This window comes from Dyadobacter endophyticus, assembly GCF_014641595.1.
Lineage (GTDB): Bacteria > Bacteroidota > Bacteroidia > Cytophagales > Spirosomataceae > Dyadobacter > Dyadobacter endophyticus.
Map to the genome: position 1 here is coordinate 1,400,370 of NZ_BMIA01000002.1, position 12,653 is coordinate 1,413,022.

Below are 12,653 nucleotides of genomic sequence, written 5' to 3' on the forward strand. Positions count from 1 at the left end.
TCAAAGAAGCAGGGCGCTTCTTTTTTCATTCCAATAATCCTATTTTTACACAAAAACACTATATTATTTTAAATGGAAACCTGGCTCATAAATAAGTCGATTGTCGTCATCGGAGGAACCACCGGCCCGGGCCTTTCCGCGGCACAAGCCTTTGTACGAAACGGCGCGAATGTGGTGGTAGTGGGACGCAACCCTGAAAGCTGTCTGATGGCAGAACTGAGCCTGGGAAGCAATGCGAGGGCCAAACAGGGTGACGCAACACACCAGCAAACGGCGCTGGACGCGATCCAGCTTTGTATAAGGGAATTCGGAAGCTTCGATGCATTATATCACGCGCCGGAAGAACATGAGGAGCCTGCGACCGACGGCCCATTACATAACCTGAACCTCGAAACGTGGCGCAAAACGCTGGATCAGAACCTGACATCGCTCATGCTCTCCAACCAGGCCGCTGTAAGAACTTTCATGGGCATGAACAAGGGCGGATCAATCCTCAATCTTAGCCCTGAAAATTCGTCCACGGACAGCAACCTTGCCAGCCACGCGCGTGCGACTTCGAAAGCAGCTGTGATCGGTTTCTCAAAATCCATTGCGGCGGCTTATGCAGGACATGATATCCGCATCAATGTGATCTCAACGGACACCTCGGTACCCGCCGATCTGGATGGCGCCGCGGTGTATCTGATGTCGGATCATGCAAGATTCACCAACGGGCAATTGCTCGTCGTCGACGGTGGCAGAAGTGTGCTGGAAGAGCAATACTGACGGCCGCCAACAACGGCTGCGCTGTGAAGAAATTGCTATGAACGCAGAGAGAATCGCTTTTTTTCTTTTATTCGCGTAAAATAGTTCACCAGACACCGTACTCCTATGGCTACCGGACCGATTGTAACACTTACAATGAATCCCGCGCTCGACAAAAGCTCCAATGTATCGCGCATTGTTCCCGATAACAAACTGCGTTGCGAAACACCTAATTTTGAGGCGGGAGGCGGAGGTATTAACGTAGCCAAGGCCATTCACCGCCTCGGAGGCAACCCGATCGCGATTTTTACCGTCGGCGGCCCTACGGGCCAGCGGCTGCACAAGCTCGTAAAAAGCGAGGGCGTGGAAACAATGGTGATCGAAACCAAACAATGGACGCGCGAAAACTTTCACGTGCTCGAAACAAGCACGGGTTTCCAGTACCGCTTCGGAATGCCCGGCACCGAAATGATGCCGACCGAAGTGCGTGCAATCCTCGAAACCATGGAGGAGCTTGACCCTAAACCATCTTACATTATCGCCAGCGGCAGCCTTCCTCCGGGGGTGCCCTCCGATTTTTACGGACAAATCGCTAAAATAGCCCATAATCAGGGGGCACGGTTCATTGCCGATACTTCCGGCGACGCACTTCGGTATGCCACGGAGGCTGGCGTATATCTGTTAAAGCCAAACATCATCGAGCTCAGCGAGCTGGTGGGAGTCGATAAGCTGGAAATGGACGAGGTCGACGACGCGGCGCGTGCACTCATCATACGTGGGCAATGCGAGATCGTAATCGTGTCTATGGGCGCAATGGGCGCGATGCTCGTCACTGAAGACCAGGTAGAGCACATCCCAGCCCCGCCGGTTCAACCCAAAAGCACGGTAGGCGCCGGTGACAGTATGCTGGCAGGCATTGTATGGACATTGTCGCAAGGCAAATCCTACCGCGAAGCCGTACGAATGGGGGTTGCATGCGGTACCGCCGCCACTATGAACTCTGGCAGCGAGCTGTTTAGAATGCAAGATGTAAACCGCCTCCTCGACTGGCTGAACCGCTACGGAAAACGATACTCGGCCAGCTAATCAAAACTATGTACGAACAAATAGTAAGAAATCGGAGCTACGGTCTTTTTTAAAAAAATTAAAAAGATTTGTCATGTCCGAAACACATTCTCGCCGTCAGTTCGCCAAGATTACCGCAGCAACTGCCGCCGCCCTTACTTTCAAGCCATTCTATATCCTTCACGCCAAGCCCAAAGTGGATGGCGAGGTAATTGGCCATGGTAGCCACCGCTATAAGGTACACCAGGGCTGGGGCAACCTCGATGCGTCACAGTTCCCGGTCAACAACTGTCATGAAATGGTGCAGGACAGTAAAGGCAGGCTGATTATGGTCGGAGATGAAGTCAAAAACAATATCCTGATCTACGATCGGTCGGGCAAGCTGCTCGAAAGCTGGGGACACGAATTTCCGGGAGGGCATGGTCTGACATTGTGGAATGCCAACGGAGAGGAATTTCTGTTCATCAGCGATCCGAATATCGGCAAAGTCTTCAAAACGGATTTGAAGGGAAAAATCCTGCTGACGATCGAACACCCCTCGAAAGTGGGGGCCTATAAAGAAGCCGACCCATTCAAACCCACCGAAACAGCCATCGGCCCCGACGGTACCATTTACATTGCCGACGGTTACGGCTCACAATGGATTTTGAGATACACACCCAAAGGCGAATTTATCGATAAGTTCGGTGGTTCGGGCGACGGCGACGCGCAATTCTCAACCGCTCACGGCATCGCGATCGATTACCGCGACAAAGCCAACCCGACGCTCATCGTCACCTCGCGCGCGCACAATGCATTCAAGAAATTTACATTGGACGGCAAATACCTCAGCACCATATTCCTGCCCGGCGCATATGTTTGCCGGCCGGTTTTCAAGGACGACACGCTTTACGCCGGTGTTTGCTGGTCACGCCTGCGTTATCTGAACCAAACGCCTAATTCAGGCTTCGTAACGATTATCGATAAATCCAACAAGGTGATATCAAACCCCGGCGGTACCAAACCAGAGTACAAAAACGGGGAACTGCAACTGATGTTACAGGAGAAACCGATATTCATGCATTGCCACGATGTTTGCGTCGATAATGACCACAATATTTATGTGTGCCAGTGGAATGCGAAGAAAACGTATCCGGTGAAACTGGAAAGAGTTTAAGCAATAGGGCCTTTGTCAAACAAGACAGCTGATCCGTTGGCAAATGCTAGCGGATCAGTTTTATGGTGATCCCGTTCACCACCATTGTCGACACGGTGAGAATGCCATAGGCGACTCCAATCGGCATTTGCGGCACCAGCCACGCCACACCCACCAGGAAAGCGACGAATCCGTAACCCGCCAGCAACAGGCCGTATAATATCCTGATCGCCGCGTCGGAGCCCTGCTGCGAATGCGTGAAAACTGCCAATGTGGAGGTCATGATCGGAAATGGCGTCAATATCCCGCTCCAAGTCGGGCCGAGGTAATCAGCGGCTTGTGTGAGCGCTACCACGAAAAGCGTCGCTACCAGCATTCTTAGCGGAATATCCCACGAAGGCTGTTTCTTGAAATCAGCCTTTGTTTTTGGTTTTGGAAAAAAATACAAGACGAGTGTCAGCACCACCATATTGAGTCCAACCCCTGCCGCAAGGGAAATATCTCGTCCCAAAGAGAGTAATGCAACCACAAAAAATGCCCCGTAACTAAGCAGCACCGTCGGCAACCAGCGCATTCTTGACGAAAGCGTCGCATACACCAATGCAAAAAGCATTGTTCCAACAGACCCCAGCAATGCGGAAGTGATCGTCGACGCCGCGAATGCAGCGCCGTGTTCCAATGCGATAAAGAAAGAGATCGGCCCGGCCACCCACGGAAACCCGCCGATCCACCCGCCAAGCCCCTCACCCCATTTACGAACAGCCATCGTTACCCCGGCAATAAGCGGGGGCATGAGCATAATTTTGGTTAAAAGCAGGTCGGACAATGATTTGATGCGGCAAAATGAAGGACAAATTTACATTTAAGAGCCTAATCCATTGAAAATTTGAGAAAATACTTCCCGATTTTAATTGCAACACAGTTGCAATCATCTTATTTTTGCAACGTTGTAACAAAAAGAATGTAACCCGCTTCGAACCGTCACCAATGTCTTTCACCAAAAACTTTATCCTTACCTCCCTGCTGGCCTTGCTTTCGGTCATGGCCATTGCGCAGAAGCCGGCATGCGAGTGCTTTGTGAAAGGCGTGGTGAAGGACAGGCACACCGGCCAGCCCATTGTGGGTGCCACCGTGCTGATCGTCGGGCAAAGCAATGGTGTTTTCACGGACGAGAATGGCCGTTATGAACTAAGGAACCTGTGTCCCGGAAATTATACGCTCGAATGCCGCATTATAGGTTACAGTCCATTTCAGCAAAAAGTCGACCTGACGGCCGGACATGAGGAGAACTTTAACCTGCTCGAACAGGAAATGCATTTGCACGATGTGGAAATCACGGCGCACCGCACCGATGCACCTTCCTCGCAGCCATTAACCACTATTTCGGGTGCCGATCTGGACAAAACACGGGGGCAGACGTTGGGCGAGAGCCTGAAAGGCGTTGCTGGTATTACCACTTTGCAAACCGGCTCTTCCATTGCCAAACCGGTCATCCACGGCCTGCACAGCAACCGCGTGCTCATTATGAACAACGGCATTCGCCAGGAAGGCCAGCAATGGGGCTCGGAGCACGCACCGGAAATCGACCCTTTTATTGCAACCAGAATATCGGTCGTGAAGGGTGCCGCCGGTGTTCGTTATGGCTCCGATGCGATTGGCGGCGTCATTTTAGTAGAGCCGGAAGAGCTGCCTGTCGACAAACCCATTACCGGCGAACTGAATGCGGTGGGCTTTTCCAACGGCCGGCAAGGCGTATTATCAGGTACTGTGCAAGGCGGGCTGAACTTTGTAAAAGGCTTTGGCTGGCGCGCACAGGGGACGATCAAACGGGGGGGGAATATCCGCACACCCAATTATTTCCTGGATAACACGGGGATCAGTGAAAACAACTTTTCGCTGGCGGCAGGTTACCGCAATAAGGGCCTGGGCATCGATGTGTTTTACAGCCGTTTTGATACGCAGATCGGCATTTTCTCCGGCTCGCACATCGGCAGCGTCACTGATTTGCTGAACGTTATCAATAATGGTGAGCCGTTCGTCAAATCCGGGTTCAGCTATGCTATTAACCGGCCCAACCAGAATGCGACCCACGAACTGCTTAAAGCCGAAACACATTACCATTTCAAGGATGGCAACCGGCTGCAATGGACAATCGCGCGGCAGTACAACAACCGTAACGAGTTCGACCTGCATCGCCCGCGCAACGATAGTATAGCGGCGCTCAACCATCCTGAGCTGACTTTCAAACTCACTTCATTGACAAACGACGTGGTTTGGGACCACAAACCTGTTGCCGGGAAAATCAGCGGGCAAGTTGGTGTAAGTACATTATACCAATACAACCTCATGAGCGGGCGCCCGCTGATCCCCAACTTCAACCTGTTCAATGTGGGCTTGTTCTGGATCGAGCGGTATGTAACCAGCAAATGGGAGCTCGAAGCCGGTCTGCGGTATGACTATCGAATGCTGAAAACCTACCGGATCGTGAACCGCGAGAAGATCGCTGACCATTTCGATTTCGGCAATTTTTCGGGGACGGCGGGCGCTACCCGTAATTTTTCCGAACGCTTTTCCGCGCGTATGAACGTGGGTACAGCCTGGCGCGCGCCTAATGTGAGCGAGCTGTTCAGCGACGGCGTACACCACGGCGCGGCCGCGTACGAGAAAGGCGATGCTACTTTACAACCCGAAAAAGCCCTCAATTCCATTGCCAGCGTGAAATACGCCGCACCTAAATGGAGCTTGGAAGTAGGAGGTTATTACAATTACATTTTTGATTTTATATACTTAAAGCCGCAGCCGGAGCCTATTCTGACGATCCGTGGAGCATTTCCGTATTTCAAATACACCCAAACCGACGCTTCTTTCAAAGGCATCGACGTGTCGGGAAGCTGGGAGTTTGTGAAGCGCACCACCATTTCGAGCAAGCTCACCTACCTGCGCGTGTACGACGAGCGTAACGACGGTTACCTGGTCATGATCGCGCCGAACCGGCTGGACAATCAGCTGAAATACCAGCTCGCCGACCGCGGCAAATGGAAGGACGGCTTCATTTCAGTCGGGAACCTGCTGGTAGCCGAGCAGAAACGTGTTCCTCCAAACAGCGACTTCCTGCCTCCGCCGAAGGCCTATTCCCTTTGGAGCCTGCAAGCCGGCGCGACCCTGAAAGTTTCGGAAAAACAGCAGCTGGAAATCGGTATCAATGTGCAGAACCTGTTCAATACCGTTTACAGGGATTACCTGAACCGCTTCCGCTATTACGCCGACGATATGGGCCGTAATGCGTCGCTCCGCCTGAAATGGAAGTTCGGCACTTAACGAAGCCCGGCCCAAAAATGAATTTTAATACAATATTTAAACCTATTACGTATGAAAATGAACCGTAAGTTGACCTGGATGCTGCTCGCCGGTATGACAATGGCCTTTGTACAATGCAAAGATTCAGGCGATGATGTAGAGCCGGACGACGAGAATGAGCTGATCACTTCCGTCACATTGAAATTCACCGAGCAAGGCACTTCCAACGTCAGTACTTTTTCCTACAAGGACCCTGACGGCGATGGCGGTAACGCACCTACCAAATTCGATACCATTTCGTTAAAACCGAATACGACTTACACGTTGGCTATCGAACTGCTTGACGAAAGCAAATCACCGGTTGACGATATTACCAAGGAAGTGGAAGAAGAGTCCTTCGAGCACCTTTTTGTGTACACACCCACTCCGGCCGCGCTGCTGACTTATACTTACGGCGATAAGGACAAAAACAACTATCCTATCGGTCTCACAGGCTCTGCAAAAACCGGTGCAGCCGGCGATGGAAAGCTGAAAGTGCAGCTACGCCACCAGCCAGGTGCGAAAAACGGCACTCCGACGCCAGGCAGCGACGATGTAAATCTGGATTTTATATTGAAGGTGAAGTAAAACGAAGAGCGTTGTATCAAATATGATCAGGTTGTCACCCTGAACGCAGTCGAAGGGTAAATGCATGATGCAAATGCCCTTCGACTGCGCTCAGGGTGACAACGAAGTTCGATTTTGCTCTTTTTGTTTAATTGCATTTGGGACAAACGCCCTGTATCAGCAGATTGAAATGCTCGGGGAAGTAACCCTCCGGCAGTTGTACGGCCGGAATGTGTAAGTTTTCGAGGCAATTGGTTTCACCACACGCACTGCATTTGAAATGGATGTGGTCGTGCTGGTGCTTTTCTTCCGAACAGCTGTGCGAGCATAATGCGTAACGCAGTCCCTCGTCGTCCAGAACCTTGTGTATAATGCCTTTTTCGAGGAACGTTTTGAGTGTTCTGTATATCGTAACACGGTCGTAATTCTCTCCTAACGCTCCTTCCAGATCACCGTGCGATAATGCGTTCTTCCGATTGATAAATGTTGAAAGCACATCTTCCCGGCACGTGGTCGTCCGCAGGTGGTGTACTTTCAGCGTATCTCTTAACTGGTCCATTGTTTCCAACAGTTTGATAAATTCCTCCCTTCTAAAACCCTTCGCATCAAAGTTAAGTTCTAACCAGTTCAAATTCCAAGGATTCTGATTACACTTTCCTTGACCGGATACGTAGACTCGAAAAATATTCTGCAACCCCGTTGCAAGTTCGGACCAAGGGTGTTATTTTTGCAACATCATTGTATGTAGGAAAATGAAAGCAGTACACTCACATGGCAGGGCCGACTACATTGGGATCTTAGGATCTGTGTTGTGCATTATCCATTGTATACTGGTTCCTGCATTGGCGTTCGGCTCGTCGGTGGCTACGCATAACCATTCGCATATCGGCTTTATTTCCCTCGATTATTTCTTTATCCTCATCAACGGCATCGCGGTTTACTACGCCACGCGCGATCACCGCTCGCTAGGCATTCGCATCCTGCTCTGGAGCGCATTGGCGATTTTCTCCGTTTCATTGATTTTCGAAGGCCGGCATCAGGCTTTCTCCTGGCTGGGTTACGCAGGTTCCGGATTATTGATCGCGGGTCACCTGATTAACCTCTACATTTGTCAGATTGCACCGCGGTTGAAGTTCAAAACCCGCTGATCATTTATCATATTCCACTTCGAACCGGCTCAGATCGGGACGGTTGGCGTGTTTCCTTTCCAGTTCGTATTCAAAAATCGTTTTACCCAGATTGGCCATGAACGGGAAGCCCACCGTTTCGTAATCGTATTTGTCGTCGTTGAAAACCCCGTCCTCGTTGCAGTAGATTACGGCGGTTACCATAAACTCTATTCCCTTCTCAAAATCGGCGACATAGGCATTGTCGAGCAGGAAGCCGTACGCATCGCCGCATTTGTTGAAGAGGCGTATATGGCGTGGCAGGCGCGTTTTGGTAGCGCCGAAAAGCAGGAATTTCACAAAACCATCGTAGTAATCATCGGTATAGCTGGCAGGGTACGTCGTTTCGACCGGGAACTGTGACATGTACTGGTACATAAACCGGTAATCGTCGTCCGTCAGGTTGAACCGCTGCGACGCCGGCACCTGGTCCGGGAAAAAGAGCGTTTTTAGCAAGCGGTGCTGTTCTTCGAGCGGGAAAAAGTTCTTTTTTGTAAAATCAAATGGCTCGTTCACCAAAGCACCGTCTTTCATATAACCTTTGCCCAACAGCACAGGCCCGGGCGCATTGTATTCTTTCTCATTATACTTCGCAGGCTGATCGAAAACGATCCTGCCGTCCTTTTCAAAATGAACAGGATTGGTATAGCGATTATTTTCCGGCCCTATCGGCGATTCGAGACGGTGGAGAATACGGCTTTCTTTAAAACCTTTCTTATGCAGGCTGTCGTTAAACTCCTGTTGGCCGATAAACTCGTAAAGCCTGTTGAATGCGTCATTATCACTCGCCAGCAATATCTTTTTGGCATAATGCGCCACCGAGGGCAATCCGTTTTCCGCACTCGTGTCAGACTTCACCGCCGTTTGCTCTGGTCTTACCGCGTCGATAAACATCGGCGTGTACTTGTCGATGCCCAACTTGTTCAGTTTCTCAAATGCGAGTGCGACTGCCGGTAGTTTCACCGTGCTTGCCGGATAAAAATATTCGCCGGTATTTACCCGGTAACCATGCGTAGTAAAGTGCGGGACGTTGTTTTTATTCCTGTCGATCTTCGTATAGAGGACCTGCACCTTGTATTTTTCAGGGTTTTGCAGGATCTGCGAGAAGCGCTCGGGGTGCTTTTTTAAGAGTTTTTCGATGAAATTATCTGCCTGGTACTGTGCATGAATTGGCAGGGCGGCCAGCTGTAAAGACAAGAGAAGCAACAGTTTATAATTTCTAAAAAAAAGCATGGAACAGACCGGGCACGTGTTAGCCGAATATACGATTTTTTATTTTAAAGGGCGTTCGGAATTAGTTTTTACTCCCTGCGTCCTTTACCTATCAGACATAAAATAGGGCGAATAATGGAAGAAAACAAGTTACGCAGCAGGGGCTGGTTTGGTAAATCGGGTAAGGATGGATTCATTTACCGTGCCTGGATGAAAAACCAGGGCTATCCCGCTGATGAGTTTGAAGGACGGCCGGTAATCGGCATTTGTAATACATTTTCTGAGCTGACACCCTGCAACGGGCATTTCCGTGAGCTGGCCGAATCCGTGAAACGCGGTGTGTGGGAAGCAGGCGGCTTTCCGCTCGAATTCCCCGTGATGTCATTGGGAGAAACGCTCATTAAGCCCACGGCAATGCTCTACCGTAACCTCGCGAGTATGGACGTGGAAGAATCCATCCGCGCGAACCCGATCGACGGCGTGGTACTCCTTTGCGGTTGTGACAAAACAACGCCTTCACTGGTGATGGGTGCTGCGAGTGTGGATATCCCGACCATCGTCGTTTCCGGCGGACCGATGCTGACAGGTCGTTATCGCGGTAAAACCATCGGTACCTCCGACGTGTGGCGTTTCAGCGAATTGCACCGCAAGGGCGAGCTCACGCAGGAAGAACTCTACACCGCCGAGGCATGTATGTGCCGCAGCGACGGCCACTGCGCGGTAATGGGTACTGCTTCCACGATGGCCTGTATGGTAGAATCGCTGGGGCTCACATTACCTGAAAATGCGGCGATACCCGCGGCGGATTCGCGGCGGAAGGTACTGGCACATTTGTCGGGCCGGCGCATTGTGGATATGGTGAAGGAGGACCTGCGGCTTTCGCAAATCCTTACCCGCGAGGCATTCGAGAATGCGATCATGATCAATGCGGCCATTGGCGGCTCGACCAATTTTGTGATCCACTTGCTCGCGATTGCGGGACGCATTGGTGTGGATTTACATTTGGATGATTTCAATGATCTCTGTAAAAAAGTGCCGCTGTTGCTCAATTTGCAACCTTCGGGTGGCTATTTTATGGAAGATTTCTATTATGCGGGAGGCTTGCCGGTCGTCATCAAAGAGCTTAGTGCCATTTTGCACCAGTCGGTCATCACGGCTAATGGTAAAACAATGGCTGAAAACTCGGCGAGCGCGGAATGCTTCAATCCGGAAGTGATCGGCACGATGGAGGAACCGATTAAAGACCTGACGGGATTGGCCGTCGTGCGCGGGAACCTTTGCGAGAATGGCGCGGTGATCAAACCATCGGCCTCGCTGAAACCAGAACTGATGCAACACCGCGGCAAGGCCATCGTATTTGAGGATATTGATGATTATAAGCTCCGCCTAGACGATCCGAACCTCGACGTGGATGAAAACAGCATATTGGTATTGAAAAATGTAGGGCCGAAAGGCTACCCGGGCATGCCGGAGGTCGGAAATATGTCGTTACCTAAAAAGTTGCTCGCGCAGGGTGTGATCGACATGGTACGCATTTCCGACGGACGAATGAGCGGGACGGGGTTTGGAACGGTAGTTTTGCACGTGTCGCCGGAAGCTGCCGTGGGCGGCAACCTTGCTTTGGTACAGGACGGCGACTATATTGAACTGGATGTGGAGAACAGAAAGCTGCATCTGGAAGTGTCGAACGAAGAACTGGCGCGTCGCAGGCAACTCTGGAAACCACTTGAACTGGGCTATAACCGGGGTTACGTACACCTGCACATCGCCCACGTAACGCAGGCGCACGAAGGCGCCGACCTCGACTTCCTCAAAGGCGGTTCGGGCGATAAAGTAACAAGAGATTCGCATTAACAGGCTGGTAATGCAGCTTTACCCGGATCGCCGGCCGCCGCATTACCACCTTCAAAATTCAGCATTGCAATGAGTAGCCAACTTTTTGATAACCAGGTCGCGATTGTAACCGGTGCCGGACAGGGCATCGGGTTTGAAATAGCGAAGCAACTGGCTTGCCAGGGTGCCGGCGTTATCCTGAACGATACCAACAAAGCCCTCGCCGCTGAGGCAGCCAAGAAAATACGGAACAAGGAAGGCGAATGCGTGGCCTTCGCAGGGGACGCTTCCCAGCCGGAAGTGATCGACGCGATGGTCGACGAGGCCGTCAAATGCTTTGGTAAACTGACACTGACCGTTTGTAATGCAGGTATTACGCTTTTTGGTGATTTCTTCGAATACCCGGCCGAAAATCTGCGGAAAGTACTGGAAGTGAATCTAATGGGCTCGTTCCTGCTCACGCAGGCCGCTGCAAAGCAAATGCGGAAGCAGAAATCAGGCGGCAGGATATTACTGATGTCGTCCGTGGTAGGCCATCAGGCACACCAGTTCCTGGGCGCTTATGCGATGACCAAAGCCGGGCTTGAAATGCTGGCCAAAAACCTCGTGATTGAGCTCTCCCCGCATGGGATTACGATCAACGCCGTGGCGCCGGGAGCAACTTTAACCGAGCGGACACTGGCGGAAGATCCTACTTATCCTAAAACATGGTCGGCGATTACGCCCATGGGCCGTCCCGCGATTTGTGAGGACATTGCCAATGCCGCATTGTTCCTGCTATCGCCGCATTCGGGCCATATCACAGGGCAAAGCCTGATCGTCGACGGCGGTTGGACTTCCGTGAGTCCCCTGCCGGATTTGAGTAATATGAATGTGAAGTAGCCCCTATTCCCCCGAAAAAAGCTGCGCTTCCAGGTCATCGATCGTTCCGTCTTTTGAAAAGAACAACTCGCGTGGCTTGGCAGCGGTGCTTGGGTTGACGGTCATAAAGCTGCGGTACTGATCGTCGGTGATAATCTTTAAAGTCAATGCCCTTTTCAGCACCATCGGGAATGGCACTTTGAAGAAATTGGCAATATCGGACGCCAGGAAGCCCGGTATTTTGGAAATATCATTCCTGAAAAAGCTTTCTACTTCTTCAAAAGGCAGCAACGCTTCGAAAATAAGCTGCTCCGAGCGGGTAGCGAGCGATGCCGTGTTCGCGTAGATCGTGTGCAAACCGAGCGAGACCGTAAGCAAATGAATGTGGTAATTGCGCTCGTTGATATCCGAAGCCGCATTCACGAAAACCCAGCCTTTCTGATGGTAGATCGCCGAGAAGCCCTTGAAAAGCGGGTCCACTTTATGCAGTTGTGCGATCTTGATGCCTTCGGGATATGGTAATTTATGCCCGATCTGATGCACAATATCCTGCGCGTAGGAAATGTCGGCCACCTCGCCAGCCGGTTCGATCATCCAGTCACCGTTCACCAAACCTTCAAAAAGCTGATTCGTGATCCGTTGGCTTTCTACCTGTCCCAAATGCAGGACGATGCGGTTACCGCGGACGGAATAATCAAGAAGAAGCTGGTTTTTGGGTTGCTTTCTGGGCATGT

At 51.3% G+C, this 12,653-nt stretch carries 12 protein-coding genes; 8 read left to right on the forward strand and 4 right to left on the reverse strand.

The features are described 5' to 3' along the window. The first annotated feature begins 72 nt into the window (after nucleotides 1-72). From IEY24_RS17920 to IEY24_RS17930, 3 genes are all read left to right on the forward strand, one after another. The gene (locus IEY24_RS17920; RefSeq protein ID WP_188934521.1) at nucleotides 73-765 is read left to right on the forward strand and encodes an SDR family NAD(P)-dependent oxidoreductase; all 693 of its coding nucleotides are present in this window, start codon (nucleotides 73-75) and stop codon (nucleotides 763-765) included. Between the two features lie 105 nt (nucleotides 766-870). Further along, on the forward strand, nucleotides 871-1,830 hold the full coding sequence (locus tag IEY24_RS17925; protein WP_188934523.1) for a 1-phosphofructokinase family hexose kinase: 960 nt from the start codon (nucleotides 871-873) through the stop codon (nucleotides 1,828-1,830). 73 nt (nucleotides 1,831-1,903) lie between these two features. Beyond that, nucleotides 1,904-2,965 (forward strand): NHL repeat-containing protein, encoded by a 1,062-nt coding sequence (locus IEY24_RS17930; protein ID WP_188934525.1) that lies wholly within the window; start codon nucleotides 1,904-1,906, stop codon nucleotides 2,963-2,965. A gap of 46 nt (nucleotides 2,966-3,011) precedes the next feature. Here the strand turns inward: IEY24_RS17930 and IEY24_RS17935 are convergent, their stop codons facing one another. After that, nucleotides 3,012-3,737, reverse strand: coding sequence for a hypothetical protein (locus IEY24_RS17935; protein ID WP_188934527.1), 726 nt, complete (start codon nucleotides 3,735-3,737; stop codon nucleotides 3,012-3,014). Nucleotides 3,738-3,931: 194 nt separating this feature from the next. Between IEY24_RS17935 and IEY24_RS17940 the strand changes: the two genes are divergently transcribed. Together IEY24_RS17940 and IEY24_RS17945 are read left to right on the forward strand one after the other, a co-directional pair. After that, complete coding sequence (locus IEY24_RS17940; RefSeq protein ID WP_188934529.1) at nucleotides 3,932-6,262, forward strand: TonB-dependent receptor; 2,331 nt, start codon at nucleotides 3,932-3,934, stop codon at nucleotides 6,260-6,262. A gap of 51 nt (nucleotides 6,263-6,313) precedes the next feature. After that, complete coding sequence (locus tag IEY24_RS17945; RefSeq protein ID WP_188934531.1) at nucleotides 6,314-6,868, forward strand: hypothetical protein; 555 nt, start codon at nucleotides 6,314-6,316, stop codon at nucleotides 6,866-6,868. Between the two features lie 127 nt (nucleotides 6,869-6,995). Here the strand turns inward: IEY24_RS17945 and IEY24_RS17950 are convergent, their stop codons facing one another. Next, nucleotides 6,996-7,406: a Fur family transcriptional regulator gene (locus tag IEY24_RS17950; RefSeq protein ID WP_188934532.1), complete on the reverse strand. Its 411-nt coding sequence runs from the start codon at nucleotides 7,404-7,406 to the stop codon at nucleotides 6,996-6,998. A 193-nt stretch (nucleotides 7,407-7,599) separates the two neighbouring features. On the opposite strand from IEY24_RS17950, the gene IEY24_RS17955 reads away from it, so the two are divergent. Continuing rightward, nucleotides 7,600-7,995 carry a MerC domain-containing protein gene (locus tag IEY24_RS17955; protein ID WP_188934533.1) on the forward strand — a complete coding sequence of 132 codons (396 nt, stop codon included), beginning with the start codon at nucleotides 7,600-7,602 and terminating at the stop codon, nucleotides 7,993-7,995. On the opposite strand, the gene IEY24_RS17960 is transcribed toward IEY24_RS17955, so the two are convergent. Next, nucleotides 7,996-9,210 carry a serine hydrolase gene (locus IEY24_RS17960; protein ID WP_229222558.1) on the reverse strand — a complete coding sequence of 405 codons (1,215 nt, stop codon included), beginning with the start codon at nucleotides 9,208-9,210 and terminating at the stop codon, nucleotides 7,996-7,998. It abuts the gene before it with no gap. A gap of 150 nt (nucleotides 9,211-9,360) precedes the next feature. On the opposite strand from IEY24_RS17960, the gene IEY24_RS17965 reads away from it, so the two are divergent. Together IEY24_RS17965 and IEY24_RS17970 are read left to right on the forward strand one after the other, a co-directional pair. Continuing rightward, nucleotides 9,361-11,079: an IlvD/Edd family dehydratase gene (locus tag IEY24_RS17965; RefSeq protein ID WP_188934537.1), complete on the forward strand. Its 1,719-nt coding sequence runs from the start codon at nucleotides 9,361-9,363 to the stop codon at nucleotides 11,077-11,079. 69 nt (nucleotides 11,080-11,148) lie between these two features. Next, a complete protein-coding gene (locus tag IEY24_RS17970) occupies nucleotides 11,149-11,940 on the forward strand; it encodes an SDR family NAD(P)-dependent oxidoreductase (RefSeq protein ID WP_188934539.1) in 792 nt (263 codons plus the stop codon). Between the two features lie 3 nt (nucleotides 11,941-11,943). On the opposite strand, the gene IEY24_RS17975 is transcribed toward IEY24_RS17970, so the two are convergent. Then, on the reverse strand, nucleotides 11,944-12,651 hold the full coding sequence (locus IEY24_RS17975) for a hypothetical protein (protein ID WP_188934541.1): 708 nt from the start codon (nucleotides 12,649-12,651) through the stop codon (nucleotides 11,944-11,946). Nucleotides 12,652-12,653: the final 2 nt, after the last annotated feature.

What these genes read in the sequence shown, in the direction of transcription:
- IEY24_RS17920 (WP_188934521.1), top strand. Translation starts at nt 73, where the DNA reads ATGGAAACCTGGCTCATAAATAAGTCGATTGTCGTCATCGGAGGAACC.
- IEY24_RS17925 (WP_188934523.1), top strand. Translation starts at nt 871, where the DNA reads ATGGCTACCGGACCGATTGTAACACTTACAATGAATCCCGCGCTCGAC.
- IEY24_RS17930 (WP_188934525.1), top strand. Translation starts at nt 1,904, where the DNA reads ATGTCCGAAACACATTCTCGCCGTCAGTTCGCCAAGATTACCGCAGCA.
- IEY24_RS17935 (WP_188934527.1), bottom strand. Translation starts at nt 3,737, where the DNA reads ATGCCCCCGCTTATTGCCGGGGTAACGATGGCTGTTCGTAAATGGGGT.
- IEY24_RS17940 (WP_188934529.1), top strand. Translation starts at nt 3,932, where the DNA reads ATGTCTTTCACCAAAAACTTTATCCTTACCTCCCTGCTGGCCTTGCTT.
- IEY24_RS17945 (WP_188934531.1), top strand. Translation starts at nt 6,314, where the DNA reads ATGAAAATGAACCGTAAGTTGACCTGGATGCTGCTCGCCGGTATGACA.
- IEY24_RS17950 (WP_188934532.1), bottom strand. Translation starts at nt 7,406, where the DNA reads ATGGACCAGTTAAGAGATACGCTGAAAGTACACCACCTGCGGACGACC.
- IEY24_RS17955 (WP_188934533.1), top strand. Translation starts at nt 7,600, where the DNA reads ATGAAAGCAGTACACTCACATGGCAGGGCCGACTACATTGGGATCTTA.
- IEY24_RS17965 (WP_188934537.1), top strand. Translation starts at nt 9,361, where the DNA reads ATGGAAGAAAACAAGTTACGCAGCAGGGGCTGGTTTGGTAAATCGGGT.
- IEY24_RS17970 (WP_188934539.1), top strand. Translation starts at nt 11,149, where the DNA reads ATGAGTAGCCAACTTTTTGATAACCAGGTCGCGATTGTAACCGGTGCC.
- IEY24_RS17975 (WP_188934541.1), bottom strand. Translation starts at nt 12,651, where the DNA reads ATGCCCAGAAAGCAACCCAAAAACCAGCTTCTTCTTGATTATTCCGTC.